This window comes from Pseudomonas sp. MD330_10 (genome assembly GCF_042610415.1).
Classification (GTDB): domain Bacteria; phylum Pseudomonadota; class Gammaproteobacteria; order Pseudomonadales; family Pseudomonadaceae; genus Aquipseudomonas; species Aquipseudomonas rhodesiae.
Window position 1 is genome coordinate 12390 of the sequence record NZ_JBHGZU010000019.1, and the last position, 25155, is coordinate 37544.

Sequence of the window (25155 nt, forward strand, 5' to 3'; positions counted from 1 at the left end):
TATCGGGGGCAAGCCCCCTCCCACAGGTGGCTCCATTTCAAAGTAGGCCCCATTTCAAAGTAGGGCCTATTCCTAGGCCAAGGCTGAAATAGCTGCACGTCTAATAACAAAAATATCCGGGAGCCCGCTTATGTCGGTCGATCCGCAACACCTGCTTCGCGAGCTGTTTGCCACAGCCATCGACGCCGCCCACCCCCGGCAAGTCCTTGAACCCTATCTGCCCGCCGACCGTAGCGGCCGCGTGATCGTGATCGGTGCCGGCAAGGCGGCCGCCGCCATGGCGCTCGTGGTCGAAAACTGCTGGCAAGGCGAAGTCACCGGCCTGGTGGTCACCCGCTATGGCCACGGGGCTCCTTGCAAGAAAATCGAAGTGGTCGAAGCCGCGCACCCGGTGCCCGATGCCGCCGGCCTGGCGGTAGCCCAGCGCGTGCTGGCGTTGATCAGCAACCTCAGCGAAAACGATCGTGTGATCTTCCTGCTCTCCGGCGGCGGCTCAGCCTTGCTGGCTCTGCCCGCCGAAGGCATCAGCCTGGCCGACAAACAGGCCATCAACAAAGCCCTGCTCAAGTCCGGCGCGACCATCGGCGAGATGAACTGCGTGCGCAAGCACCTCTCGGCGATCAAGGGCGGGCGTCTGGCCAAGGCCGCGTGGCCGGCCACGGTGTACACCTACGCGATTTCCGATGTGCCGGGCGACCAGGCCACGGTGATCGCCTCCGGCCCCACCGTCGGCGACCCGAGCACGTCGCAACAGGCGCTGGCGATCCTCAAGCGCTACCGCATCGACGCGCCCGCCTCGGTGCGCAGCTGGTTGCAGAACCCGGCGTCGGAAACCGTCAAGCCCGGCGACCCGGTGCTTGCCCGCAGCCATTTCCAATTGATCGCCCGCCCGCAGCAATCCCTTGAAGCGGTGGCGGTGAAAGTGCGCCAGGCCGGTTTCAGCCCGCTGATCCTCGGCGATCTGGAAGGCGAAGCGCGGGACGTGGCCAAGGTGCATGCCGGTATCGCCCGGCAGATCGTGCAGCAAGGCCAGCCGCTGGCGGCGCCGTGCGTGATCCTGTCCGGCGGCGAAACCACAGTGACCGTACGCGGCGACGGCCGTGGCGGGCGCAACGCGGAGTTCCTGCTGAGCCTCACCGATAGCCTCAAGGGCCTGCCCGGCGTGTACGCGCTGGCCGGTGACACCGACGGCATCGACGGCTCCGAAGACAACGCCGGCGCGATCATGACCCCGTGCAGTTACGCGCGCGCCGAAGCCCTCGGCCTGTCGGCCAGCGACGAGTTGGATAACAACAACGGCTACGGCTATTTCGCCGCCCTCGACGGGTTGATCGTCACCGAGCCCACGCGCACCAACGTTAACGACTTTCGCGCCATCCTGATCCTTGAGACTGCCCACCATGACGCCTGACAAAAAGGTCAAAATCCTCGCCACCCTGGGCCCGGCCATCGACGGTATCGATGACATCCGCGAACTGGTGGAGGCCGGAGTGAATATCTTCCGCCTCAACTTCAGCCACGGCGAGCATGCCGATCACGCCCAGCGCTACCAGTGGATCCGTCAGGTGGAGCGCCAGCTCAACTATCCGTTGGGCATCCTCATGGACCTGCAAGGGCCGAAGCTGCGGGTCGGGCGTTTTGCCGACGGCTGCGTGCAACTGGTGCGCGGCCAGGCGCTGCGCCTGGACTTGGATGAAACCCCGGGGAATGAGCGCCGGGTCAACCTGCCCCACCCGGAAATCATCGCGGCCCTGGAACCGGGCATGGACCTGCTGCTCGACGACGGCAAACTGCGCCTGCGGGTAGTCAGCAAACACAAGGATGCCATCGACACCACGGTGCTGAACGGCGGCGAATTGTCCGACCGCAAAGGTGTGAACGTCCCACAAGCGCTGTTGGAACTGAGCCCCCTCACCGCCAAGGATCGCCGCGACCTGAGCTTCGGCCTGGAGCTGGGTGTGGACTGGGTGGCGCTGTCGTTCGTGCAGCGCCCGGAAGATATCCGTGAGGCCCGCGAGCTGATCGGTGATCGGGCGTTCTTGATGGCCAAGATCGAGAAACCCTCGGCCGTGCAGCACCTGCGGGAAATCGCCCACCTGAGCGATGCGATCATGGTGGCCCGGGGTGACTTGGGGGTGGAGGTGCCGGCCGAGAGCGTGCCGCAAATCCAGAAAACCATCATTCGCACCTGCCGCGAGTTGGGCAAACCGGTGGTGGTGGCCACGCAGATGCTCGAATCCATGCGTTTCTCCCCGGCGCCGACCCGCGCCGAAGTCACCGATGTGGCCAACGCCGTGGCCGAAGGCGCGGATGCGGTGATGCTGTCGGCGGAAACCGCGTCGGGCGACTACCCGTTGGAAGCCGTGCAGATGATGAGCAAGATCATCCGCCAAGTGGAAAACGGCCCGGACTACCAGACGCAACTGGAGGTCAACCGGCCCAAAGCGGAAGCCACGGTATCGGACGCCATCAGCTGCGCGATCCGCCGCATCAGCAACATCCTGCCGGTGGCGGTGCTGGTGAACTACAGCGAGTCCGGCAGCTCCACCCTGCGCGCGGCGCGGGAACGACCGGTGGCGCCGATCCTCAACCTGACGCCGAACCTGTCCACCGCGCGGCGCTTGAGCGTGGCATGGGGCGTGCATTCGGTGGTCAACGATCGGCTGCGTCAGGTCGATGAGGTGTGTTCGACGGCGCTGGAGATTGCCCAGGCCCAGGGTATGGCAGAGCGTGGGGATACGTTGGTGATTACTGCCGGGGTGCCGTTCGGGCAGCCGGGGTCGACCAACTCGCTGCGCATAGAGGTGTTGATCTAGCGTCTGTAGCGGCCCCATCGGGGGCAAGCCCCCTCCCACATTGGACTGCATTCACAGCTATGACTTTGTGAACCCAATCAAGTGTGGGAGGGGGCTGGCCCCCGATGGGTTTCACCCCAGCCCAACTGAATACCCACCATGCACAACCCAACCTGCCCCGACTGGGCCGAAGCGTTGCTCAACGGCTTCAGCCAGATTTTCCTGCAACGCCATCCCCTGTGCGGCCTGCTCTGCCTGCTGGCGATCCTGATCAGTGCCCCGGCGTTGTTGGGCGGTGCGTTACTCGGTGGCGTCGCCGGTTTGCTCACGGCCCAGCGCCGCGGCTATCCCAAAGCCGAGCGCCAGGCCGGTTTGTATAGCTACAACGGCGTGCTGCTGGGGTTGCTGATCAGCCAGCACTTGCCGTGGTCGGCGATGCTGCCGCCATTGATCCTGGCGGGCGGCGGCGTCAGCGCTATGCTCACGCGGCAATGGTTGAACCACGCCAGCCAGACCGATGACTTGCCGCCCTACACCGCGCCTTTTGTCGGTCTAGGTTGGCTGCTGCTGGGCCGCGCGACGCCCGGCGAGGCGGCCACGCTCAGCGCCGACGCCTTCGGCCTGTTCAGCGCGCCTTTCACCGGCCTGGCCCAGGTCATGTTGCTGGATCAGCCATTGGCCGGCGGCCTGATTGCATTGGGCCTGTGGCTGGCCAATCGGCGCGCCGTGTTATGGGCGTTCATCGGTGCCGGCAGCGGCGCATTGTTCGCCCTGGGGTTGGGTGAAACCACACACGCCCTGCTCGGCCTGCACAGCTACAACCCAGCGCTGGCGGCCCTGGCGTTAAGCCAGATCAGTCGTCGGGCCTGGCTGCCCCTGGCCGGTATCCTGCTGGCGATCCTGCTGACGCCAGGCTTCGCCGCCCTGCACCTGCCGGTACTGACCGCGCCGTTTATCCTCGCGTGCTGGCTGGTGCTCGCCAGCCGCAGGATGCTTCGGAAACCGCGCATGGACAGCCCCTTCGAATCCCCCTAGGCTTGCTCGAAAATCGACTCGGGCAGGATTTATGGACAGCAACAACGATTGGCGTCAGCGTCTCTACGTCATGGTTTTCCAAAGCGACACCGTGGCGGGGCGGCGGTTTGACGGGATCTTGCTGCTGATCATTCTGGCCAGCCTGGTGATCGTGATGCTCGACAGCATCGACCAGGTGCACCAGAACTACGCCGACGTGCTGGCCTATATCGAATGGGGCTTCACCCTGATCTTCGCCATCGAGTACGGCCTGCGCCTGTACTGCTCGCCCAAGCCGTTGCGCTATGCGTTCAGCTTTTATGGGTTGGTGGATTTGCTGGCCATCGTGCCTGGCATCCTTGCCCTGTATTACAGCGACGCGCAGTACCTGCTGATTATCCGCATCATCCGTATGTTGCGGATATTTCGTGTGCTCAAGCTCAGCCCCTACCTCAAGCAAGCCAATTACCTGATGTCGGCACTGCGCGGCAGCAAGCAGAAGATCGTGGTGTTCCTGGTCAGCGTGTGCACCCTGGTGACCGTGTTCGGCACCCTGATGTATGTGATCGAAGGCCCGGAACATGGGTTTACCAGCATTCCCAAGGGCATCTACTGGGCCATCGTGACCCTGACCACTGTCGGCTTTGGCGATATCGTGCCCAAGACCCCACTGGGTCAGGTGATTTCGTCGCTGGTGATGATCACCGGTTACTCAATCATCGCCGTGCCCACCGGGATTTTCACCGCCGAACTGGCCAGTGCCATGCGCGGCGAACAGCTGCAGACCGACTGCCCGGTGTGCCAGAAAAACACCCACGAACCCAATGCGGCATTCTGTTCGCGCTGTGGCAGCAATCTGTTTAAGAAAGTGGAATAAGCAAAGTTCTTTTTAATCTTTAAGCGACTATGCGGCCCCGGCTATAGTCGCTGGCATTGTGCCTGTCCCCTCTTCTCGAACAACAAGGAATGAGCAGTGAAAAAACGCCTTAGCGCCTCCCTCCTGGCCGCCGGAATTGCCCTGGCGAGTGCAGTGCAAGCCGCCCCCGTTACGCTGCTTAACGTGTCCTACGATGTGATGCGCGATTTCTACAAGGACTACAACGCGGCGTTCCAGAAACACTGGGACGCCGAGCACCCAGACGACAAGCTGACCTTGCAGATGTCCTTTGGCGGTTCAAGCAAACAGGCACGCTCGGTGATCGACGGCCTACCGGCTGACGTGATCACCATGAACATGGCCACCGACATCAATGCCCTGGCCGACAACGGCAAACTGGTGCCGGACAACTGGGTCACGCGCTTGCCGAACAACAGCGCGCCGTTCACCTCGGCCACGGTGTTTATCGTGCGCAAAGGCAACCCCAAAGCTTTGAAAGATTGGCCCGACCTGCTCAAGGACGGCGTGCAGGTGATCGTGCCCAACCCGAAAACCTCGGGCAACGGCCGCTACACCTACCTGTCGGCCTGGGGCTATGTACTCAAGAACGGCGGGGATGAAGAGAAAGCCAAGAGCTTTGTGGGCAAGCTGTTCAAACAAGCTCCCGTGCTGGACACCGGCGGCCGCGCCGCCACCACCACGTTCATGACCAACCAGATCGGCGATGTGCTGGTGACCTTTGAAAACGAAGCGGAAATGATCGCCCGCGAATTCGGCCGCGATCAGTTCGAAGTGATCTACCCAAGCGTATCCGCCGAAGCCGAGCCGCCGGTGTCGGTGGTGGACAAAGTGGTCGAGAAAAAAGGCACCCGCGCCGCCGCCGAGGACTATCTGAAGTACCTGTGGTCGCCGCAAGGCCAAGAAATCGCCGCGAACAACTACCTGCGCCCACGTGATCCGGCGGTGCTGGCCAAGTACACCGACCGCTTCCCCAAAGTCGATTTCCTGTCGGTGGAAAAAACCTTCGGTGACTGGCGCACGGTACAGAAAACCCACTTCAATGACGGCGGCATTTTTGACCAGATCTACTCCGGTCAATAACTAAACAAACGCACTAAAACTGTGGGAGGGGGCTTGCTGTGGCGAGCGGGCTTGCCCCCATCACCACAGCAAACCCACTCCCGCAGAGTTATTTCAGCCTTTGAGACTTGTGTAGCCCCCTACCACATTGGTTTTGCGCGGGGGCTGGGTAGATGTTTCTGAATGTATCATCAGCCGACATACGTACTATCATTCCAAGCGGCCTACCCGTCGCAAAGCCTTGCCTTTACCCTCGCAGGCCATCTTCCTTCGCTTTTATGAGAACACCATGAACGCTACCCCACACTCAACGAACACCATGACCCGAGGCATGGTGATGCTGTTTGCGTTTTGCTGCGGCGCCATCGTCGCCAATATCTACTATGCGCAGCCGATCATCGAACTGATCGCGCCGGATATTGGCCTCACCCCCGCCATGGCCAGCCTGATTGTGTCCCTTACGCAAATCGGCTACGCCTTGGGCCTGTTCTTTTTGGTGCCCCTGGGTGACTTGCTGGAAAACCGCAAACTGATGATCGCCACCACGGTGGTGGCCATTGCCAGCCTGCTGGGCGCGGCGGTTACAGAGCAACCGAACCTGTTCTTGCTGGTGTCGCTGTTGATCGGCTTCAGCTCGGTGTCGGTGCAGATCCTGATTCCCCTGGCCGCGCACCTGGCGCCCGCGGAATCCCGTGGTCGGGTGGTCGGCAGCATCATGGGCGGGCTGCTGTTGGGCATTTTGCTGGCGCGGCCGGTGTCCAGTGTGGTCGCCGATCACTTTGGCTGGCGCGCAATGTTTATGGCCGCAGCGGCGTTGATGGTGTTTATCAGCGTGGTGCTGATGCTGACCATCCCCAAACGCCAACCCGACCACAGCGCCAGCTATGGCCAACTGCTGCGCTCGCTGGGCACCTTGTTGCGTGAACAACCGCTGTTGCGCCAACGCGCCTTTTACCAGGGTTGCCTGTTCGCCACCTTCAGTTTGTTCTGGACCGCGGCCCCGCTGGAGTTGGTGCGCAACCATGGCTTGAGCCAGACCCAGATCGCGATTTTCGCGCTGGTCGGTGCCATCGGCGCCATCGCCGCGCCCATCGCCGGGCGCCTGGCCGATGCCGGTCACACCCATCGCGCATCGTTGCTGGCAATGCTATTCGCAGCGCTGAGCTTCCTGCCGGCCTTGGTGCATCCGCTGTACAGCGTGATCGGCCTGGCGGTCACCGGTGTGATTTTGGACTTCTGCGTGCAGATGAACATGGTCCTCGGCCAGCGGGCCATTTACGCGCTGGACGCCAACAGCCGCAGCCGCCTGAACGCGCTGTATATGACCAGCATCTTTATCGGCGGCGCCTTCGGCTCGGCGATTGCCAGCAGCGTGTACGAACACGGTGGCTGGCTGGCGGTGATGCTGGTGGGCAGCGCGTTTCCACTGGTGGCGCTGCTTCGGTTTCTCAGTGCGTCACGTCAGGCCCCGGCACGGGCTGCGGCCTGACGCGCAGCGGCTGACCCAGATTCAGATGCGCTGGCCAAGGGCGCCCGATGACTGAAGAAAGCTTTGCATCCATTGCATCAACAGCCCTTGAACTACACCCTTTGCCCATTAGCCGGGATACATCCGCTCAAACTACCGATGCCCTGCCGGCGTTCATGCACAGGCTGAATGCCCTTGCTCCAGGCAACACAGCAAACGCTCCACGGTATGTTCCAACGGGCCGGAGTTATCCAGCAGCAAAAGCCCCGCGCCGTCACCGGCCAGCATCTGCGCCGTGAACCGGGCATTACGCGCCAGGCGCTTTTCAATATCCGCCAGTGTTTCCCGTCCCCGTGCCACCAGACGCTCGCGTAACACCGCCTGATCCACGGTCAGCAATAACACCAGCAACGTTGGATAGCGCTCGCGGGTCAGCGCCAGGTGCGCGCGCGAACCATTGACCAGCACGTCCGCGCCCGCCGCCAGCCAGTCGTCGATCACCTTTGGAATGCCATAACACAACCCATTGGCCTGCCAGCTCAGCGCAAACGCCCCTTGCGCCTCCATTACGGCGAACTGTTCGGGGCTCACACCCTGCGCCGCCTCGCCCACCGCTTCCGCCGAGCGGGTAATCACGCGACGCACAATGCGGCAACCGCGCTCGGCCAGACGCGCACGCGCGGCCTCCAACAGGCTGTCCTTGCCCGAACCCGATGGGCCGATGAGATAGATCAACCTGCCTGCCATTGAAACAGCCTCTGCGTATATCTCCAGCCGTATTGAGCGGCTGGCAGCACCTGGGAAATTGTCGCGGGACAGTATAGAGGGTGCACAGAGACTCAAAGCAACGTATCAGTGTGAGGTGAGGTAGATACCTTGGGCCTCAAGCAATCGGATCCGCTGATAATCCGCAGCGATCACTGCTGGATCAGCATGTACCAGATACACCGTACCTGGCTGGCTGAATACATCTTGCGTCGCGCTCAGGGGTTGTCCCTCCTCAACGTAGAACACCGCCTCAAAGAATGACGCCAGCTTGAGCAGTTCCTCCACAAACCGCGCCTTGTGGAAGTAGCCTTCAGTGCGATTGATCAGGCACACATTGTAAGTACGCTGCAGGCGCTGATAATCGAAGTCCCTGGCCAGCAACTGCGCGAATGCCTCGGGTTCGGTGATGGACAACACCACCGCCTCGATCTGCCCCAGCCCGGTGGTCTGGCGGGATACGCCAGGACGAAGAATGCCATCGGTACGCGCGGCGATTTCCACCAGTTTCGGCCCTTCGTCGGTGAACATGACTTCCGCGTGGCTAGGGCCGTTGCGGATGCCAAGGCACTGCACCACGGCGCGGGTGTATTCCACCAACGGCAAGTAGAGTGGCGAGTCTGGCCCGATCAGTTCATCGATGTCATAAAGAATGCCGCCTCTCGGAGCGCGCTGTTTTTGATAGCGCACCACCTCGGTGACCAGTTGCTGGCCATCGACGGAAACCATGTTCACCACATACTCCAGGCCGGCCAGATACTCCTGAATCAACACCTGCGTATTGCGGCCGTTCAACCGGTTCACCGTGCCCAGCAGCGTTTGCACCGCCGCCTCGCAGGCCGGCAAATCCTCGCAGATAAACACCCCATCTGCCCCCGCGCTGTCGAGCGGCTTGACCACCACAGGAAAACGCCCGTGGGCGTTGATCCAAGCATGTGCAAGGGCCCAACTGCCGGCCACGCACTGTCGTGCTACGGGCAGTTGCGCCTGGGCGACCGTTTCGATCATGGCGAACTTGTTTCGACGGGCATGGGTGTTGTCGAAGTCATTGCGATACGGTAACTGAAGGCGCTCGTTCAACTGATCGGCGAGCAGCACACCGGTTTCGGCACCGGCGATGATGAACTGGGGCGCGAAATGCTCAACGCTGGCGAGCGTTACCTCAATATGGGTATTTGTGATCGTTTGGTCATACAGTGTTGGATCAAAACCTCTGTAATAATAACTGTCCAGACTGCCCGAGGAGGCCACGTGCATCAACACACACCCTTCCTCTTTCAATCGCTTCACGACAAATTTCCCGGATGAGAACCCATCAACGACGGCGATTCTGATCATAGTCTCTCTCTCCTCAATTCATATAAGGTCCGCCCCAAAAGCAAAAAAACGATGATACTTACGGCCAAGACACTGGCAACGGAAAACTCTATACGAGCATCAAAGTACTGAAGCAAAAGAACAAATACCGGGAGAGTCAATAGCACAAGCGACACATGGATGGGGGTGAGATAATAGATAGTTTTCTGGATCAGGTATATCGGTAGTAAATGACCCACCCCCACTAGAATTATCATGGGAATTAAAAGTTCTCTATCCAATGTAATACTCCCCCCTATTATTGAAACAACGAGAACGCAAAAACCAACCATCGCGATATTCCTAACGGCAAGAATTTCAAAAATAGACCAGTGCCGAGCAAACATTTGCTTTGAAAAAACTGTGTATATGACCGTTCCGAGCGCGCACAGCACCACACTGGCTATGCCCAACAACCGTTGCGCCGATGTTGTCGTAGCGATTCCACTATTCCCGGAAAAGGAATTGAAAAGCATGATTCCGACCGAAATTAGCACCAGGCAGGACACAAGTGCATCTGCGAAAGCAACCCTAGCGCTGCGCCTGTCAAAGAAAGAGATAAGTAAAGTTAGCGCTGGGCCGCAGGCTACAGCTGCCACTCCCACCACTGCTGGCTCAAGATACCGCAGGGCATAAAACAAACCACCCCAATTGAACAGCACAGCAAGATTAATAACAACGACCATTCCCCACTGCTCGCGCACTTTCGTAAAAAATGATCTCGAGTTACTCCAAAGCGCGCATACAACAAAAAAAGCTGTCGATACAATAAAACAATAAAAAACGACTAAAATCGTACTAACAGCTTGTGTCACAAAAGCAACATACACATCGAACGCCGCACTAATCAGACAAAATAAAAGCCCAAATAAAAAACCTTTACCCAGCATAATTTACACCACCAAGCAATTTAAAAATCCTCCCTAATTATACTCACACCCTTCTCATGAACGGATATCTTCATAAGCGTCTTTACAGAGACGCCCGTACTTCTATGAACATTATCAAAGCCATGATTCCCAACTTTTTCAACAGCACATAGAGCATCAACCAGCTCCGCCCCGCAGGCCCTTACAGCCTCTACTAATGCAATTACAGCCCCACCAGTACTTAATGTATCGTCAATAATAGCTACCCTATCGCCCGCTTTGATTCCATTGAGATACATCTTTCCTTGAAAGTACTCAGAGCTAATATCAACCACTTGCTCATTAGCATCTCCAAGATTATACGAATACCACCTTGCCATAGCCAACGGAATGCCTGTCAACAAGGAGATAGCAGTAGCCAATGCAGCACCTTTATCTTCCTCCGTTACAATTTTTGTGACACTTAAATCCATTAGCTTTATAATTCCATGAGCCACTTCCATTAGAACCGCAGGCCGTAGCGCAGGTATTTGATCAGTAAACTCATTCACTGTCGTTAAAGATTTTCCAGAGCTCACAACTTTTGCATTTCTATAAACCTCTTCGAGCAACATCATTGCACCTCGCTGTATTCCGGATAGTTCCCATCCCATCGACTTTTGTATTTCCAAGAGCTATCAAAAAACAAAGTAACAATATTCTTATTACTAAATGCAGCAGCGATTTCTTCACAAATAAGTATATTCGCTCCGCAAGTCGGACCGACTGCAAGTCGTTCTTCTGCTATAAACCTCTTCATTCGAGCCCAAGAGGCAGGACCATCAACCACTCTTATTTCATCAATAAGCGCGGACACAGTATTCGCCGATAGAACTCCAGCTCCAAGCCCCATGAGATTATGAGAGCAGTGTTTAAAAACCAGATCATTTCTTTTTGCATACAAAGGCGCTGAACTGTCAACCTCAATCCCAACAGTTTTTATATTCTTGTATTCGCGCTTTAATATTTCAGCAATACCGGAGAATGTGCCTCCAGTCCCTATAGAACATACGAAAAAATCAGGCACCACATCAAGCCCCTTCAGCGCTGCCACTATTTCCTTTCCACAGATATTCCAAGCCTCCCTATTTAAGATATTCTCGGACTGATCGAGAAAGTAGATACCACTTGAGAGATTTGTAGCGCGATAACTTTTAGCTCTTGCGACCGCTCCGGACAAAAACTCTTCTTTTGGAGTTTCAATTATTTGCGCCCCAAACGAGCGAATTTGCGTTTTTCTTTCTTCAGTCATCCCCTCAGGCATAAATATTTTTACACCGTAACCTTTAGCTCTACCTATCCAAGCAAGTGCCGCACCGCCATTCCCCGTGGAGCAGTCTACAAGGATCATACCCGGTTCAATTTCACCGCTTCGCTCCAACTCGCTAACAATATTCAAGTACGTTCTATCTTTATGGCTTCCTGAAGGATTTAGAAACTCACATTTGGAAAAAACTCTATTCCCGTTCAGAGAAATAGTCGCCAACTCGACAAACGGAGTATTACCGATATCTAGCAGATTCATCTGAAACCCCAAGACATTTGAATATCTTGAAGCTAACTGATTACTCACAGAAAAAATAGCTAGCCAAACAGATAGGTACTCAAGTGATTTCCACTACCCCATGTATAGGAATGGTCTGTCAGACCAAATATCGATAAACCACTTTAAAAACCAAGTCAAACTCTCACGACTTTTCTTACAAACTTGTTGGCTTACAGTTGCTATGAGGCATCGTTAGCCCTTAGCAATCGCAGCTCATCAGCGATCAGGCTTGGTTGCCTGGATTAGAATGGCGCATAGTGCCGCGAACGCGGCATTATCATTTTCGTGTAATGGCGAGCTGTGCTTGGGAGGGCTCACGCCCGGCGGGACTTCCATTCCCTGGTCGACCAACCTGAATACTGCTCGCCACTCTTCTGCATGGTCGCTGACGCGGTAAGCTCCAACTGAATGGAGATGTACTGCATGAAAAAGGTCACCCCCAATCCCCCCCGCCATCCGCTTCGAACGTGATTCCACAATCCACGCCGAATATGATCTTCACCCTCCACCTCGGCCTCAGCACCGAAGCGGCATTGAACAACCCCAGCGAGATGCTGGAATCCGCGACCGCCTGTGCCTACGATTGTGCCGAGAGCCTAGATGGCGCAAGTCGCAAGCGGGTGCTGGCGTTAGTGCAGATGGCTGAGAGCGCGTAGCTGTCGGTGAATGAAACACTGGAGCGGGAATATCCTGTGACTTGATGGCTGAGAAAACCTCTAGTGGTTGGGCAAGTTGAATCTTCGCAGCGCCCCTCCCGCACATGCTCTCCATGTTTCGAGGAATGGGTTTCAGGATGAAAAAGGCAACCCGAACATACGGTGTGAACAATTAACAATCTGCGCGGCGCTCAAAGAAATGCTCCGTATCGAAAGGTACGGAGCATTTTTCGTTATGGCCGACATCCAAGGAGAGCGAATGCTGGCGCATCCAGCAATGATGACCGCTCGGAGATCCATCGTTGCGCATCCGCTCGGCAACCTTGAGCAGCGGTTGTTTGGCAATGCTCGCCTCCTGCTGCGACAGCTTGAGGGTACAAGAGCCGAAATGGCGTTGGCCTTTTTCCGCTTGCTGTCTGCACAAAAGCAAACGCCCCGAGCAAGTCGGGGCGTTTGCTTGGAACCACCATCAGTGCGTTTTCACACAGTCTGCGAAGGTCGCCTTTTGTCACTGCGCGTATTGCTTACTCAATCCCGGCGGCACGCCGTGCACGTCCGTCTCCTCCCATGGCCCGTTGGGGCTGATGGAGCGGCTCCAGCCGTTGCTCCAGCGGTAGTAGGTGCGCTGGCGGTAGAAGGTATCGGGTTGTTCGTCCAGCACATACACCTGCATCTTGCCGTCCCAGTGGCTGGCGGCGCCCGGTGGTGGGGCGAAGGTCGGGGACTTGGTTGGCAGCGGCTTTGGCGGCGGGGTTACCGGGCCGGACGGTTTGGTGCTGGGCTGGGTCGATGGGCCCGACGGCGGGATGGTCGGGCCGGTCGGCGCAGGCGGTGGCCGGTGGACCGCACAAGCGCTCAGGCCCAATACCAGGCTGAGCAAGGTGATACGTGCGAATGCGGTCATGGCGTTTCCTCGAATTACTTGTCCGGACTGTCGATGGTCAGCTGCTGCAACGCAGTGGTGGAGCTGGCCAGGGGTTGGCTGCGGCCGATCCACTCGCCGGCGGTCGGTTGACCAGCCCGGGATATGCGCGCAACCAGTTGGACTTCGGGGAAGTTGGACAGTTTCAACTGCGGCATCATCGCGTCGGCATCGCCCAGTTCGACGGTGATCGGCAACTCGGCCACGGTGACGCGCTTGGCCGCCAACGGTGCCGGCGGGCCACTCACGGCACGGGCGAAGATAAACACGCTGTCGCCTGGCAGGGCCTTGGCCTTTACGTCAGCGGACACATCCACGCGCACTTTCAAGGTTGCCGCCTTAGCCGCCTGGGCGACGGTGCCGCCACTTTCCTTGAGTTTTTGCGCGGCGCGGTCGATGCCGCCTTGCAGCGCGACGCGGGAATTGTCTTCCGGCGGCAGTTGCGCGAGTAGACGCCCCCAGTAGTCGATAGCGTCCTGATAGCGCTCGCCTTCAAACGCGGCAATGCCGAGCAAGCCGAGGCTGGTGACTTCTTTCGGGTCGAGCTTCAACGCCTCGTCCGTCAATGCCTGGATCTTCGGCGACCATTGTTTGTTGTCGGCAAAATACTGGGCCTGGGCCCACTGGCCGATCAGTTCCGGCTGGCGACCGGCCAGGGCCACGGCGCGCTCGAAGACCTTGGCCGCATCGGCGGAGCGATCCTGGGCCATGTAGGCGCGACCGAGGAAGTACAGGCCTTCGGCCGAATCCGGCTGGGCGGCGGCGGCGCGTTCCAAACGCTGGGTCATGTCTTGCAGCGACACCGGCGGCTGGGAGAATTCGCGGGTCAGTTCCACCTTGTCGCTGGCACCAAAGTGCAGGTACAAGCCCAGGCCCAGCACCGGCACCAGAAACGCGGCCAGCAACGGCAGCGGTTTACCCAGACGCGATTCGCGGGGGGCTTCCACACCTTCGGTGTCGGCCAGCAATTCGCGGGCGGCTTCGGCGCGGCCGGTGTCAAGTTGCGCGGCGTCGAGCACGCCTTCGGCCTGCTGGGTTTGCAGTTCGGCCACGCGCTCTTGGTAGAGCGCCACATTCAGTGCGGTGCGATCCTCCTCGCGCTGGGCACGGCGGCCACGTAACACAGGGATCAACAGAAAACTCAGGGCAACCAAAAGCAGCAAGCCTGCTGCGAGCCAGAAATCAATCATCAGAGGTTTTGTCCAGCAAGTGGTCGAGACGTTGGCGCTCTTGAGGGGATAGCGCGTCGGAGCCATCGGTGGGCGCGGCGCGGCGGCGGCGGACGATCACAGCCATTACCACCACACCGGTGAGCAACAGCGCGGCGGGGCCAAACCAGAGCAACGCGGTCTTGCCGGTCAGCGCCGGTTTGTAACGCACAAAGTCACCGTAGCGGTCGACCATGAAGTCGATGATCTGCTGGTTGTCCTTGCCCTCCCCCAACATGCGGAAGATCTCTTTGCGCAGGTCAGCGGCGATGGGCGCGTTGGAGTCGGCAATGTCCTGGTTCTGGCATTTGGGGCAGCGCAGTTCTTTGGTCAGGTCGCGAAAGCGCTCGCGCTCGGCGTCATTGGCGAACTCATAGGTGTCGATGGCGGCGTGGGCCACGCCGGCCAAGCCCAGTGCCAGTACGGCAGCGGCTAACAAGCGCTTCATGGCTTGGCCTCATCAACCAGCGCCTGGTACTTGGCGGCCAATTGCTCGCGCCATACCACTTCGTCGATCACCCCGACGTACTTGTCGCGGATCACGCCCTTGGCATCGATGAAGAAGGTTTCCGGAGCGCCGTAGACGCCCAGGTTCAGGCCGAGATTGCCGTCTTCGTCGCGGATGTCCAATTGGTATGGGTTGTGGAACTCGGCCAGCCATTTAAGCGCCGCCGCGTTGTCGTCCTTATAGTTGATGCCGTAGATCACCACGCCGCGCTCGGCCAGTTTGTTCAGCACCGGATGTTCCACGCGGCATGAGATGCACCAGGTGCCCCACACGTTGACCAGCGCCGGCTTACCCAGCAGGTCGGCACGGGTCAGGGTTTTATCGCCCTGCACGGTAGGCAGGGAAAATTCCGGGAACGGCTTGCCAATCATCGCCGAGGGCAGTTCGGCCGGGTCCAGGTACAAGCCGCGATACAGGAAGACCGCCACCACCAGAAACGCCGCCAGCGGCAACACCATTAACCAACGCTTCATACCGCCGCTCCTTGCAGGCCGAGCGCTTCACGCACGCGGCTTTTGACCTTGACTCGATAGCGCCGGTCCAGTGCTGCCAGCAAACCACCGAAACCGGTGAGCAGGCCGCCGAACCAGATCCAGCGCACGAACGGCTTGACGTGCACGCGCACCGCCCACGCCCCCTCGCCCAGCGGCTCACCCAGGGCCACGTAGAGGTCGCGGGTGAAACCGGCGTCGATACCAGCCTCGGTCATCATCGAACTCTGCACGGTGTAGAGGCGTTTTTCCGGGTGCAGCACGGCGATTTCCTTGCCGTTTCGTACGACGCGCACGGTGCCTTTGTCTGACGTGAAGTTCGGCCCTTCGAAGTGCTTGGCGCCTTCGAAAATAAAGTGGTAACCGGCCAGGTCCATGGACTCGCCCGGTGCCAGACGCAAGTCGCGCTCGGCGCTGTTCTGGCTGGAAAGCACTACGCCGAGGGCGCACACGGCAATGCCCAGGTGCGCGATCTGCATGCCCCAGTAGCTGCGGGTCAACGTCGGCAACCCTTTGATCAGGCCTTTGTGGCGGGTTTTGTCGACGATGTCGCGCACGCCGGCCAGCAGCACCCAGGCTGCCAGCAGGAACGTGGCCAGCACCGCCCAGTTGAAGTCGCCGTAGGCGATACCCGCGATCACGGCGAGGGCCACGCTGCCCAGCAACACCGGCATCAACATGCCGAGCAACCATTTCACCGGGGTGTCCTTCCAGCGCACCAGTACGCCGACCGCCATCACCACCATCAACAAGCCCATCAACGGAATAAACAAGGCGTTGAAATACGGTGGGCCCACGGACAGCTTGGCGCCGCTCAACGCATCCAGCACCAGCGGATACAACGTGCCGAGCAGGATCATCGACGCGGCCACCACCAGCACCAAGTTATTGCCCAGCAGCAGGGTTTCCCGCGACCACAGGTTGAAGCCCACCTGGCTCTTGACCACCGGCGCGCGCAGGGCGAACAGGGTCAGCGAACCACCGACCACGAACAGCAGGAATATCAGGATGAAGATGCCGCGCGCCGGGTCGGAGGCAAACGCGTGCACCGAAGTCAGTACGCCCGAACGCACAAGGAAGGTGCCCAGCAGGCTGAGGGAAAAGGCCGCGATGGCCAGCAGCACGGTCCAGCTCTTGAACACGCCGCGTTTTTCGGTGACCGCCAGGGAGTGAATCAGCGCGGTGCCCACCAGCCATGGCATGAACGAGGCGTTTTCCACCGGGTCCCAGAACCACCAGCCGCCCCAGCCAAGTTCGTAGTAGGCCCACCACGAACCAAGGGTGATGCCAATGCCGAGGAAAGCCCAAGCGACGATGGTCCACGGCCGCGACCAGCGTGCCCACGCCGCATCCAACCGCCCGCCGAGCAAGGCGGCGATGGCAAAGGCGAAGGCCACGGAGAACCCCACGTAGCCCATGTAGAGCATCGGTGGGTGCACGATCAGGCCGATGTCCTGCAACAACGGGTTGAGGTCACGACCGTCGGCCGGAACCTGCGGCAGGATACGGCTGAACGGGTTGGAGGTGATGATCAGGAACAGCAGGAAGCCGATGCTGATCATGCCCATCACGGCCAGCACGCGGGCCAGCATGATTTGCGGTAACTGGCGGGAAAACACCGACACCGCGAAGGTCCAGGCGCCGAGGATCAGCGCCCACAGCAGCAATGAACCTTCGTGGGCGCCCCACACGGCGCTGAACTTGTAGTACCAAGGCAGTGCGCTGTTGGAGTTATTGGCGACATAGGCGACGGAAAAATCGTCGGTCATAAAGGCGTACGTCAGGCAACCGAAGGCGAACAGCAGGAACGCAAACTGCCCCCAGGCAGCCGGCTGCGCCAGGCTCATCCACAGTCGATCACCGCGCCAGGCACCGAGCAACGGCACCACGGCCTGAACAATCGCCAGGCACAGCGCGAGGATCATCGCCAACTGGCCCAGCTCGGGAATAAACAGTGCGGACGTCATGGCTTAGCCCTCCTTCGCGGGTGCTGGGGCGGACTGGCCGCTGTCTTTCAAGGCTTTGGTGACTTCCGGCGGCATGTACTTTTCGTCGTGCTTGGCCAGCACTTCATCGGCCACTACCACGCCGTCGGCGTTGAGTTTGCCCAGGGCGACGATGCCCTGGCCTTCGCGGAACAGGTCCGGGAGGATGCCGCGGTAGGTGATGGTCACGGCCTTGTTGAAGTCGGTGACCACGAAGGTGACGTCCAGGGAATCGCCGGAACGCTTCAGCGAGCCTTTCTCCACCATTCCGCCGGCACGGATGCGTGTGTCCAGCGGCGCTTCGCCATTGGCGATCTGGGTCGGCGTGTAAAACAGGTTGATGTTCTGCTGCAAGGCGCTCAAGGCCAGGCCCACGGCAATGCCGACGCCCACCAGGATGGCAAGGATGATCAACAGACGCTTTCTACGCAGCGGATTCACTTATCGGTCTCCCGGCGCAGACGACGCGCCTCTTGTTGCAGGTAACGCTTGCGCGCCAGGATCGGCGCGACGACGTTGAGGGCCAGCACCGCCAGGCAGATGCCATAGGCCGTCCAGACATACAGGCCGTGATGGCCCATGGCGAGAAAATCGCCGAAAGAACTGAAACTCATCCCCGCGCCCCCAGGCAGCTTTGCACTTCGGCCTTGACCCAACTGGCGCGGGCCTCGCGCTTGAGCACTTCAAGGCGCATGCGCATCAGCAGCACCGCGCCGAAGAAACAATAGAACCCCAGCACCATCAACAGCAGCGGCGCCCACATTTCCACGGGCATCGCCGGTTTTTCCGTGAGGGTGAAGGTGGCGCCCTGGTGCAGGGTGTTCCACCACTCCACCGAGTACTTGATGATCGGAATATTGATCACACCGACGATGGCCAGTACCGCGCAGGCCTTGGCGGCGCTGTCACGATTGCTGATCGCATTGCCCAGCGCAATCAGACCGAAGTACAGAAACAGCAGGATCAACATAGACGTCAGTCGTGCATCCCACACCCACCACGAGCCCCAGGTGGGTTTGCCCCAGATGGCGCCGGTGACCAGCGCCACGGCGGTCATCCACGCGCCGATGGGCGCGGCGCATTGTAGGGCCACGTCGGCCAGTTTCATCTTCCACACCAGCCCGACAATGCCGCACACCGCCAGCATCACGTAGCAGGACTGGGCCAGCAGCGCGGTGGGCACGTGGATATAGATGATCCGGAAGCTATTGCCTTGCTGGTAGTCCGGCGGCGCGAAGGCCAGGCCCCAGACCAGGCCGATGCCGATCAGCGCTGCGGCGAAGAGGCTCAACCACGGCAGCAATTTACCGCTGATGCCATAAAACCATTTGGGCGAGCCGAGCTTGTGAAACCAGGTCCAGTTCATTGCTGTTTCCGTCACGGTTACCGCTTGTCGTGGCAAGCAGCTTAGGGTCTTTACTGGCGAAGGCATAACGCCCGGCCAGACCTCATTATTCGCCGACGCTGATCTTCAGGCCGGCGGCTATCGCAAAAGGTGTCAGGGTTACCGCCAGGGCGGTCAGGCTGCCAAGCCACAGCAGGTAACCGGTTGCCGGCATGCCCATGAGCGCGGCTTGCAAGGCACCGCTGCCGAGGATCAATACCGGGATGTACAACGGCAGGATCAATAGCGCCAGCAACAGCCCGCCGCGCTTCAAACCTACTGTCAGCGCCGCGCCCACCGCCCCCAGCAGGCTGAGGACCGGCGTACCGAGCAACAGGCTCAGCAGCAGGATCGGCAGGCATTCGACGGGCAAACCCAGCATCATCGCCAGCAGCGGCGAGAGCAAGACTAGCGCCAAGCCGGAAAAAGCCCAGTGTGCCAGTACCTTGGCCAACACCAGAAGTGGCAGGGGGTGCGACGAAAGGACCCACTGTTCCAGAGAACCGTCCTCGAAATCACTGCGAAACAGCCCGTCCAGCGAGAGCAGGACGGACAAAAGCGCCGCTACCCACACCAGTCCCGGCGACAAGGTTTGCAACAGTTTAGTCTCGGGACCGACCGCCAGCGGGAACAACGCAATCACGATGGCAAAGAACACCAGCGGGTTGGCCAATTCAGCTGGGCGGCGGCACAGCAAGCGCGCTTCGCGGGCGACCAGCAAGGCGAACACACTCATAGCGACCACCGCCCCAGGTCCAACTCACGGTAACCGGCGGGCACCCGCGTCAAACTGTGGTGCGTGGTGAGCAGCACCAGACCGCCCTGCTCGCAATGCCGGGCCAGGTGTTCTTCCAATTGGGCCACGCCTTGCTTATCCAGGGCAGTGAAGGGTTCATCGAGAACCCACAGCGGCGCGCCCGGCAAATACAGGCGCGCCAGAGCGACACGGCGCTGCTGGCCGGCGGACAAGGTGTGGCAAGGCACGTCTTCAAAGCCTTTAAGGCCGACAGCGGCCAGCGCCTGCCAGATCGCCTCGCGGGACGCGGGGTGATGCAGGGCGGTGAGCCAGCTGAGGTTTTCTTCGGGAGTGAGCACATCTTTGATACCGGCGGCATGGCCGATCCAGATCAGATTGCGCGCCAATTCGCCGCGCTGCTCGTTAAGAGGCTTGCCGTTGAGGCGCACTTCACCGGCCGTGGGTTGCATCAACCCGGCCAGCAGGCGCAGCAGGCTGGTCTTGCCACTGCCGTTGGGGCCACTGACCTGCACCATGTCGCCGGCCGCCAGCCGCAGTTCGAGGTGCTCGAACAGCAGGCGCAGGTCGCGTTCACAGGCAAGCGCTACGGCTTCAAGAAGAGGGCTGGTCAAAAGATCGCGGGCCTTTACGGTTCAAGTCGGCGGTGCAGCGGCCGTTAAAGAGAGATGCACAATAACGGCTTTGGCGACCGATTTTAGAGAGCTGGATCAAATAGTTGTGAGGTTTTTACCGCTCTCTTTGCAGACGGGCGGCATTATACATGCGATGCCCTACTCTAAAGAGGGCAATTTCCCCAGAGACGGCGCACGCAATGACCGGTGAGATCAACCTTCCTACGTTACCTGCCAGCCCGGCGAGTGGCGCTCCATCGCTGCCGGCGGCCGGCGCACTGCTTAAACTGCTGGAGCCGCAGACGGGGCTGATCGACCCGGGGAAAACCGCCAATGCGGAAGTCATCGCCCTCAAACAAGGCGGCGAGGCTTTCCAGTTGCTGCTCAAGCTGACCCTCGATGGCGGCCGCCAGACCCTGGTGCAAGCCAGCAGCCCACAGCCGTTGCCCCTGGGCAGCAATGTGGCGGTCAGTCAGACGGCTGCAGGCAACCTGACCTTGAGTCTGCAGCAAGCGTTGAGCGCCAACGTCGCCGCCCTGACGCGCATCGATACCAGCAAAATCCCCGAAGGCACGCTGCTGCAGGCCAAGGTGCTGACCACCCAGGTGTTGCCCCAGGGCACCACACAGCCGGCGATCTACCGCTCGCTGGTCACAGTGCTCAACAGCGCCATGGCCGGCGCGACGCTGACCGTGGAGAGCGCGCAGCCGTTGCGCGTCGGCAGCCTGCTCAGCGCGGTGGTGCAGAACGCGCAAACCTTGAATTTCGTGCCATTGAGCGGGCTCAAGGATCAGTTGGCCGTTACGCAACAGCTGGCGACCCAACAAAGCCGCCAAGGTTCGCTGGATGCAGTGTTCAACGCGTTGCAGAACTTACCGCGTGAGGGCAGTACCTCGGCGGACCTACGCGCCGCCGCCGACCGTCTGCTGGCCACCCTGCCGGACCTGGCCCAGGTGAGCAACCCGAAAGTGCTGGCCCAGGTGATTCAGAACAGCGGCGCGTTTTTGGAGGCCAAACTGCTGGCCGGCCAGAACCCGCAGGTACCGCCCCTGGATATGAAAGGTGCGCTGCTGCGGTTGGTCGCCGACCTGGTCCCCGCCCTGCCCGCCAATACCAACCTCAATGCCATCCTGGCCGCCAACACCCTGGCCCAGATGCTGCCGAACTTTGTGCGCAGCCCGCTGAATACCTTGGGGCAAGTCAGCGCACGCCAGGCACCGGTGAGCTTCCCTCTGCCCGAGCGCCTGATGGGCAAGCTGGAGGGCGAAGGCGATCTGGAAAACCTGCTGCGCCTGGCCGCCGGGGCGATCTCGCGCTTGCAGAGCCATCAGTTGTCGAGCCTGGAACAAACCGGCACTACGGCCGATGGCCGCCTGCAAACCACTTGGCAGTTGGAAATCCCCATGCGCACCCTGCAGGACATCGTGCCGTTGCAGGTCAAGTTCCAGCGTGAAGAACCGGCGCCGGACAAGGATCAGCCCGAACGCAAAGCCAATAAGGACGCCAAGCAGATGCTCTGGCGCGTTGAGCTGGCCTTCGATATGGAACCCCTGGGCCCATTGCAGGTGCAGGCGCAGTTGAGCCAGGGCAAGTTGTCGAGCCAACTGTGGGCGACCCGACCGTTTACCGCGAGCCTGATCGAAAGCCATTTGGGCAGTCTGCGCGAGCGCCTGGTGACCTCGGGCCTCAACGTCGGCGACCTCGACTGCCACCTTGGCACGCCGCCACGGGGCCCCAAGACAGGCCTGGAACAACGCTGGGTGGACGAAACCGCATGAAGACCACCGAATCATCTCGCCAGGCGATTGCCCTCAAGTACGACGGCCAGCAGGCGCCGACGCTCACCGCCAAAGGCGATGATGCCCTGGCCGAAGCCATCCTCAAGCTGGCGCGGGAAAACGAAGTACCGATCTATGAAAACGCCGAGTTGGTAAAACTGCTGGCCCGCATGGAATTGGGCGACAGCATTCCCGAGGAGTTGTATCGCACCATTGCCGAGATCATTGCGTTTGCTTGGACATTGAAAGGCAAGTTCCCGGTGGGATTTGACCCGCATGCGGGACCGGTGGAGCGGGATGTGACCGAGCGCGGAGACGATTACTGAATAGCGAGCCGTCATCGGGGGCGAGCCCCCTCCCACATTTTGAGCCGGCTTTTCAGTTGATACCGGGGGAAGCAGTATGGTTTGCGCGGTGCTGCGCCGTATGATCCAGCCCAGGCAATGATTATCAAGGGTGGGAGGGGGCTTGCCCCCGATGGCAGTGATTCAGCCAGCCATTAGGTGACTGTTACTCCGCTATCAGTGTCCTCGCTCCCACACTCAGACTTTTTATTCAGTTGAGGACTTCGCTCAGCGGAATGAAGTTGACTCGATCCCCCACATTAAGCGTTGTGCCTTCCAACACCTCCACAAATCCCTCTGCCCACGCCGCGCTGCGCAGCACACCGGAACTCTGGTTGCGATAGATGACCGCGCGGCCCTGCTCGATACGCCCGCGCAGGTACTCGCGGCGGTTGCCCGGCTTGGGCCATTCGAAACCCACCGGAACCTCGAAGCGCAACGGTGTCACGTCGAGTACGCCTAGACGCCGCAGGATGTACGGGCGCGCCAAGAGCGCAAACGTCACCAGGGTAGACGCCGGGTTACCAGGCAGACCGATCACCGGCACACCGCGAAAATGGCCGACCGTCAGCGGCTTGCCTGGCTTGATCGCCAGCTTCCATAACGCCAGCTCGCCCTCTTCACGCAGGGCGACGCCGAGGAAGTCCGCCTCCCCCACCGACACGCCGCCGGTGGACAGGATCAGGTCAGCGCTGCCCAACCCGGCCAGACGCCCACGGGTCTGTTCCAGGTCGTCAGGCAGAATCCCGGCATCGATCACGTCACAGCCCATCCGCGCCAGCCAGCTGCACAGCACGCGGCGATTGCTGTTGTAGATCTGCCCCGGGCCGAGGGGCAAGCCCGGTTCGATCAGTTCGTCGCCGGTGGACAGCACCGCCACCCGCAGGCGACGCACCACGGCCAGGCCATCGCAGCCCAAGGACGCGGCTAAGCCGAGCTCGATGGGCCCCAGGCGCGTGCCCGCGTCGAGCACGGTTTCGCCGACGGTGGTTTCCTGGCCCTGGGGGCGGATGTTCTGGCCCGTGCGCAGGGGTTCGCTGAAGCTCACCCGTTCATCGGCGTGGACCACGGCGTTTTCTTGCATCTCCACGCAATCGGCGCCGGCGGGGACCGGCGCACCGGTGAAAATCCGCGCGCAGGTTCCTGCCGCCAGGGGCTGCGGCGCCTGACCGGCGAAGATACGTTGGCTAACCACCAGCGGCTCGCCGGTCCAGTCAGAGAGGCGCACGGCGTAGCCATCCATGGCACTGTTGGGCCAGGGCGGCAGGTCGAGGGTGGAGATCAGCGCATGCGCGAGTACGCGACCGTCGCAGCCGGCCAGGGGCAACGTCTCCTGCTCGCGAATCGGCGTGGCGTCGGCCAGGTCCAGCAGCTGTTGCAGCGCCTGCTCTACCGGCATGAGGGCGCCGGCCTTGCCGGGCTTACCCACGGGATTCACAAGGTTCAGCCAGTTTGAGGTGCGGGACGAAGTTGCACGGGCGATGGCGGTTGTCCAACTGCTCGGCGAGGATGCCGTCCCAACCGGTGCGCACCGCATTGGTGGAGCCCGGCAGGCAGCACACCAGGGTGCCGTTGGCCAGACCAGCCAGCGCGCGGGATTGCACGGTGGAGGTGCCGATATCAGCCACGGATATCTGGCGGAACAGCTCACCAAAGCCGTCGACCTGCTTGTCCAGCAGACAGCTCACCGCTTCGGGGGTGCTGTCGCGGCCGGTAAAGCCAGTGCCGCCGGTGATCAACACCACTTGCACCACGTCTTCGGCGATCCAGTGGGCAACCTGGGCGCGGATCTTGTAGAGATCGTCCTTGAGCAGCACGCGCTCGGCCAGGCGATGGCCGGCGGCGGTCAGACGGTCGACGAAGACTTGGCCCGAGGTGTCGGTATCCAGGGTGCGGGTGTCACTGACGGTCAATACAGCGATATTCAGGGGTACAAAAGGCGCATCAACCTTGGCTTTCATGGCACGGTCCGGTTGTCGAAGGAACAGCCCGGTGTTATATCACAGGCCCTCCTTTGCTTGCCGCTGCGGAACCACCATGTCCTTTGATTCGTGCCCTCTGCCCTGTTCGATTCTATTGCTGTCCGGTGGCCGCGGCCAACGCATGGGCGGCCAGGACAAAGGCTTGCTAACCTGGCGCGGCCAGCCGCTGATTGCGCACTTGCAGGGCTTGGTGCGCGGGCTGACCGACGACTTGATCATCTCCTGCAACCGCAACCAAGACCGTTACGCGGCATACGCCGATCACCTAGTAAACGACGACAGCGCGGACTTCCCCGGGCCGCTCGCCGGTATCCGCGCCGGCCTCGCCGCCGCGCGCCATGAGCACTTGCTGGTGTTGCCCTGCGATGTGCCGCATATCGACGCGCGCCTGCTCGCCGACCTGCGTGACACGGCCCGACGCACCCCGCAGTCGCCGGTGATGGTGCGCCATGGGGAATTCTGGGAACCCTTGATCTGCATCATCCCAACGCACCTCAGGAACGCGGTAGAACAAGCCTGGCACGCTGGCGAGCGCAGCCCGCGCAAGATCCTCCTGCAACTGGGTGGCGTGGGCCTGGAATGCCCGGCGAATGATCCACGCCTGGCCAACTTGAACACACCCGAACTGTTGCACCAGAAGTCTGACGTGTCAGAATGAACTTTCGTACAAGGAACTTTGGCGACGCCTTACGCGTCACAAGGTCAGCAATTTCAAAGAAT

27 protein-coding genes and 1 pseudogene are annotated in these 25155 nt (G+C 60.3%); 11 read left to right on the forward strand and 17 right to left on the reverse strand.

Translation table 11 applies throughout. The annotated features are described in order from the left end of the window. Positions 1–130: 130 nt before the first annotated feature. From ACFZPT_RS22465 to ACFZPT_RS22490, 6 genes are all read left to right on the forward strand, one after another. Positions 131–1411, forward strand: a complete 1281-nt coding sequence (locus tag ACFZPT_RS22465) for a glycerate kinase (protein ID WP_099313114.1) — start codon at positions 131–133, stop codon at positions 1409–1411. After that, the gene (pyk, locus tag ACFZPT_RS22470; protein WP_034137552.1) at positions 1401–2816 is read left to right on the forward strand and encodes a pyruvate kinase; all 1416 of its coding nucleotides are present in this window, start codon (positions 1401–1403) and stop codon (positions 2814–2816) included. The genes ACFZPT_RS22465 and pyk overlap by 11 nt, the downstream gene beginning before the upstream one ends. A gap of 138 nt (positions 2817–2954) precedes the next feature. Continuing rightward, positions 2955–3830: an urea transporter gene (locus ACFZPT_RS22475; RefSeq protein WP_099313113.1), complete on the forward strand. Its 876-nt coding sequence runs from the start codon at positions 2955–2957 to the stop codon at positions 3828–3830. 31 nt (positions 3831–3861) lie between these two features. Continuing rightward, positions 3862–4686, forward strand: coding sequence for an ion transporter (locus ACFZPT_RS22480; RefSeq protein ID WP_034096645.1), 825 nt, complete (start codon positions 3862–3864; stop codon positions 4684–4686). A gap of 96 nt (positions 4687–4782) precedes the next feature. Next, the gene (locus ACFZPT_RS22485; protein ID WP_099313112.1) at positions 4783–5787 is read left to right on the forward strand and encodes a sulfate ABC transporter substrate-binding protein; all 1005 of its coding nucleotides are present in this window, start codon (positions 4783–4785) and stop codon (positions 5785–5787) included. 268 nt (positions 5788–6055) lie between these two features. Continuing rightward, a complete protein-coding gene (locus tag ACFZPT_RS22490; protein WP_099313111.1) occupies positions 6056–7255 on the forward strand; it encodes an MFS transporter in 1200 nt (399 codons plus the stop codon). 153 nt (positions 7256–7408) lie between these two features. Here ACFZPT_RS22490 and phnN read toward each other — a convergent pair whose 3' ends face one another. The 5 genes from phnN to ACFZPT_RS22515 all read right to left on the reverse strand — a co-directional run bounded on the left by phnN (position 7409) and on the right by ACFZPT_RS22515 (position 11788). Then, the gene (phnN, locus tag ACFZPT_RS22495) at positions 7409–7981 is read right to left on the reverse strand and encodes a phosphonate metabolism protein/1,5-bisphosphokinase (PRPP-forming) PhnN (protein ID WP_040266273.1); all 573 of its coding nucleotides are present in this window, start codon (positions 7979–7981) and stop codon (positions 7409–7411) included. Positions 7982–8086: 105 nt separating this feature from the next. Then, complete coding sequence (locus ACFZPT_RS22500) at positions 8087–9337, reverse strand: ATP-grasp domain-containing protein (RefSeq protein WP_099313110.1); 1251 nt, start codon at positions 9335–9337, stop codon at positions 8087–8089. Beyond that, complete coding sequence (locus ACFZPT_RS22505; protein WP_034112689.1) at positions 9334–10245, reverse strand: DMT family transporter; 912 nt, start codon at positions 10243–10245, stop codon at positions 9334–9336. Before ACFZPT_RS22505 ends, ACFZPT_RS22500 begins: the two co-directional genes overlap by 4 nt. A gap of 20 nt (positions 10246–10265) precedes the next feature. Then, entirely contained in the window at positions 10266–10841 is a 576-nt protein-coding gene (locus ACFZPT_RS22510) for a phosphoribosyltransferase family protein (RefSeq protein WP_034112793.1), read from the reverse strand. Next, entirely contained in the window at positions 10838–11788 is a 951-nt protein-coding gene (locus tag ACFZPT_RS22515; RefSeq protein WP_047882251.1) for a cysteine synthase family protein, read from the reverse strand. Before ACFZPT_RS22515 ends, ACFZPT_RS22510 begins: the two co-directional genes overlap by 4 nt. Before the next feature lie 488 nt (positions 11789–12276). Between ACFZPT_RS22515 and ACFZPT_RS22520 the strand changes: the two genes are divergently transcribed. Together ACFZPT_RS22520 and ACFZPT_RS22525 are read left to right on the forward strand one after the other, a co-directional pair. After that, complete coding sequence (locus ACFZPT_RS22520; RefSeq protein ID WP_232925767.1) at positions 12277–12465, forward strand: DUF6124 family protein; 189 nt, start codon at positions 12277–12279, stop codon at positions 12463–12465. 253 nt (positions 12466–12718) lie between these two features. After that, positions 12719–12865 (forward strand): annotated as a pseudogene (locus tag ACFZPT_RS22525) (IS5/IS1182 family transposase); the annotation flags it as partial. Positions 12866–12973: 108 nt separating this feature from the next. Here ACFZPT_RS22525 and ACFZPT_RS22530 read toward each other — a convergent pair. From ACFZPT_RS22530 to ccmA, 10 genes are all read right to left on the reverse strand, one after another. Beyond that, positions 12974–13369, reverse strand: a complete 396-nt coding sequence (locus ACFZPT_RS22530; RefSeq protein ID WP_040266271.1) for a lipoprotein — start codon at positions 13367–13369, stop codon at positions 12974–12976. A gap of 14 nt (positions 13370–13383) precedes the next feature. Next, a complete protein-coding gene (gene ccmI / locus ACFZPT_RS22535; protein WP_099313109.1) occupies positions 13384–14577 on the reverse strand; it encodes a c-type cytochrome biogenesis protein CcmI in 1194 nt (397 codons plus the stop codon). After that, a complete protein-coding gene (locus ACFZPT_RS22540; RefSeq protein WP_034096635.1) occupies positions 14570–15043 on the reverse strand; it encodes a cytochrome c-type biogenesis protein in 474 nt (157 codons plus the stop codon). The genes ccmI and ACFZPT_RS22540 overlap by 8 nt, the downstream gene beginning before the upstream one ends. After that, positions 15040–15576, reverse strand: coding sequence for a DsbE family thiol:disulfide interchange protein (locus ACFZPT_RS22545; protein ID WP_034096634.1), 537 nt, complete (start codon positions 15574–15576; stop codon positions 15040–15042). The genes ACFZPT_RS22540 and ACFZPT_RS22545 overlap by 4 nt, the downstream gene beginning before the upstream one ends. After that, complete coding sequence (locus tag ACFZPT_RS22550; protein WP_099313108.1) at positions 15573–17561, reverse strand: heme lyase CcmF/NrfE family subunit; 1989 nt, start codon at positions 17559–17561, stop codon at positions 15573–15575. Before ACFZPT_RS22550 ends, ACFZPT_RS22545 begins: the two co-directional genes overlap by 4 nt. 3 nt (positions 17562–17564) lie before the next feature. Continuing rightward, positions 17565–18020 (reverse strand): cytochrome c maturation protein CcmE, encoded by a 456-nt coding sequence (gene ccmE, locus ACFZPT_RS22555; protein WP_034096632.1) that lies wholly within the window; start codon positions 18018–18020, stop codon positions 17565–17567. Then, the gene (ccmD, locus tag ACFZPT_RS22560; protein WP_034096631.1) at positions 18017–18193 is read right to left on the reverse strand and encodes a heme exporter protein CcmD; all 177 of its coding nucleotides are present in this window, start codon (positions 18191–18193) and stop codon (positions 18017–18019) included. The genes ccmE and ccmD overlap by 4 nt, the downstream gene beginning before the upstream one ends. Beyond that, positions 18190–18945: a heme ABC transporter permease gene (locus tag ACFZPT_RS22565; RefSeq protein ID WP_034112681.1), complete on the reverse strand. Its 756-nt coding sequence runs from the start codon at positions 18943–18945 to the stop codon at positions 18190–18192. The genes ccmD and ACFZPT_RS22565 overlap by 4 nt, the downstream gene beginning before the upstream one ends. An 85-nt stretch (positions 18946–19030) precedes the next feature. Continuing rightward, positions 19031–19699 carry a heme exporter protein CcmB gene (ccmB, locus tag ACFZPT_RS22570; protein WP_034096629.1) on the reverse strand — a complete coding sequence of 223 codons (669 nt, stop codon included), beginning with the start codon at positions 19697–19699 and terminating at the stop codon, positions 19031–19033. Further along, positions 19696–20331, reverse strand: a complete 636-nt coding sequence (ccmA, locus tag ACFZPT_RS22575; protein WP_034112678.1) for a cytochrome c biogenesis heme-transporting ATPase CcmA — start codon at positions 20329–20331, stop codon at positions 19696–19698. Before ccmA ends, ccmB begins: the two co-directional genes overlap by 4 nt. A gap of 200 nt (positions 20332–20531) precedes the next feature. Between ccmA and ACFZPT_RS22580 the strand changes: the two genes are divergently transcribed. Together ACFZPT_RS22580 and ACFZPT_RS22585 are read left to right on the forward strand one after the other, a co-directional pair. Next, the gene (locus tag ACFZPT_RS22580) at positions 20532–22109 is read left to right on the forward strand and encodes a flagellar hook-length control protein FliK (protein ID WP_099313107.1); all 1578 of its coding nucleotides are present in this window, start codon (positions 20532–20534) and stop codon (positions 22107–22109) included. Then, positions 22106–22435, forward strand: a complete 330-nt coding sequence (locus ACFZPT_RS22585; protein ID WP_034112674.1) for an EscU/YscU/HrcU family type III secretion system export apparatus switch protein — start codon at positions 22106–22108, stop codon at positions 22433–22435. The genes ACFZPT_RS22580 and ACFZPT_RS22585 overlap by 4 nt, the downstream gene beginning before the upstream one ends. A 229-nt stretch (positions 22436–22664) precedes the next feature. Here ACFZPT_RS22585 and glp read toward each other — a convergent pair whose 3' ends face one another. Together glp and moaB are read right to left on the reverse strand one after the other, a co-directional pair. After that, on the reverse strand, positions 22665–23891 hold the full coding sequence (glp, locus tag ACFZPT_RS22590) for a gephyrin-like molybdotransferase Glp (protein ID WP_099313106.1): 1227 nt from the start codon (positions 23889–23891) through the stop codon (positions 22665–22667). Next, on the reverse strand, positions 23875–24414 hold the full coding sequence (gene moaB, locus ACFZPT_RS22595) for a molybdenum cofactor biosynthesis protein B (RefSeq protein WP_034096624.1): 540 nt from the start codon (positions 24412–24414) through the stop codon (positions 23875–23877). Before moaB ends, glp begins: the two co-directional genes overlap by 17 nt. 76 nt (positions 24415–24490) lie before the next feature. On the opposite strand from moaB, the gene mobA reads away from it, so the two are divergent. Next, entirely contained in the window at positions 24491–25093 is a 603-nt protein-coding gene (gene mobA / locus ACFZPT_RS22600; protein WP_034096623.1) for a molybdenum cofactor guanylyltransferase MobA, read from the forward strand. Positions 25094–25155 lie beyond the last annotated feature (62 nt).

What these genes read in the sequence shown, in the direction of transcription:
- ACFZPT_RS22465 (WP_099313114.1), top strand. Translation starts at nt 131, where the DNA reads ATGTCGGTCGATCCGCAACACCTGCTTCGCGAGCTGTTTGCCACAGCC.
- pyk (WP_034137552.1), top strand. Translation starts at nt 1,401, where the DNA reads ATGACGCCTGACAAAAAGGTCAAAATCCTCGCCACCCTGGGCCCGGCC.
- ACFZPT_RS22475 (WP_099313113.1), top strand. Translation starts at nt 2,955, where the DNA reads ATGCACAACCCAACCTGCCCCGACTGGGCCGAAGCGTTGCTCAACGGC.
- ACFZPT_RS22480 (WP_034096645.1), top strand. Translation starts at nt 3,862, where the DNA reads ATGGACAGCAACAACGATTGGCGTCAGCGTCTCTACGTCATGGTTTTC.
- ACFZPT_RS22490 (WP_099313111.1), top strand. Translation starts at nt 6,056, where the DNA reads ATGAACGCTACCCCACACTCAACGAACACCATGACCCGAGGCATGGTG.
- phnN (WP_040266273.1), bottom strand. Translation starts at nt 7,981, where the DNA reads ATGGCAGGCAGGTTGATCTATCTCATCGGCCCATCGGGTTCGGGCAAG.
- ACFZPT_RS22500 (WP_099313110.1), bottom strand. Translation starts at nt 9,337, where the DNA reads ATGATCAGAATCGCCGTCGTTGATGGGTTCTCATCCGGGAAATTTGTC.
- ACFZPT_RS22505 (WP_034112689.1), bottom strand. Translation starts at nt 10,245, where the DNA reads ATGCTGGGTAAAGGTTTTTTATTTGGGCTTTTATTTTGTCTGATTAGT.
- ACFZPT_RS22510 (WP_034112793.1), bottom strand. Translation starts at nt 10,841, where the DNA reads ATGATGTTGCTCGAAGAGGTTTATAGAAATGCAAAAGTTGTGAGCTCT.
- ACFZPT_RS22515 (WP_047882251.1), bottom strand. Translation starts at nt 11,788, where the DNA reads ATGAATCTGCTAGATATCGGTAATACTCCGTTTGTCGAGTTGGCGACT.
- ACFZPT_RS22530 (WP_040266271.1), bottom strand. Translation starts at nt 13,369, where the DNA reads ATGACCGCATTCGCACGTATCACCTTGCTCAGCCTGGTATTGGGCCTG.
- ccmI (WP_099313109.1), bottom strand. Translation starts at nt 14,577, where the DNA reads ATGATTGATTTCTGGCTCGCAGCAGGCTTGCTGCTTTTGGTTGCCCTG.
- ACFZPT_RS22540 (WP_034096635.1), bottom strand. Translation starts at nt 15,043, where the DNA reads ATGAAGCGCTTGTTAGCCGCTGCCGTACTGGCACTGGGCTTGGCCGGC.
- ACFZPT_RS22545 (WP_034096634.1), bottom strand. Translation starts at nt 15,576, where the DNA reads ATGAAGCGTTGGTTAATGGTGTTGCCGCTGGCGGCGTTTCTGGTGGTG.
- ACFZPT_RS22550 (WP_099313108.1), bottom strand. Translation starts at nt 17,561, where the DNA reads ATGACGTCCGCACTGTTTATTCCCGAGCTGGGCCAGTTGGCGATGATC.
- ccmD (WP_034096631.1), bottom strand. Translation starts at nt 18,193, where the DNA reads ATGAGTTTCAGTTCTTTCGGCGATTTTCTCGCCATGGGCCATCACGGC.
- ACFZPT_RS22565 (WP_034112681.1), bottom strand. Translation starts at nt 18,945, where the DNA reads ATGAACTGGACCTGGTTTCACAAGCTCGGCTCGCCCAAATGGTTTTAT.
- ccmB (WP_034096629.1), bottom strand. Translation starts at nt 19,699, where the DNA reads ATGAGTGTGTTCGCCTTGCTGGTCGCCCGCGAAGCGCGCTTGCTGTGC.
- ACFZPT_RS22580 (WP_099313107.1), top strand. Translation starts at nt 20,532, where the DNA reads ATGACCGGTGAGATCAACCTTCCTACGTTACCTGCCAGCCCGGCGAGT.
- ACFZPT_RS22585 (WP_034112674.1), top strand. Translation starts at nt 22,106, where the DNA reads ATGAAGACCACCGAATCATCTCGCCAGGCGATTGCCCTCAAGTACGAC.
- moaB (WP_034096624.1), bottom strand. Translation starts at nt 24,414, where the DNA reads ATGAAAGCCAAGGTTGATGCGCCTTTTGTACCCCTGAATATCGCTGTA.
- mobA (WP_034096623.1), top strand. Translation starts at nt 24,491, where the DNA reads ATGTCCTTTGATTCGTGCCCTCTGCCCTGTTCGATTCTATTGCTGTCC.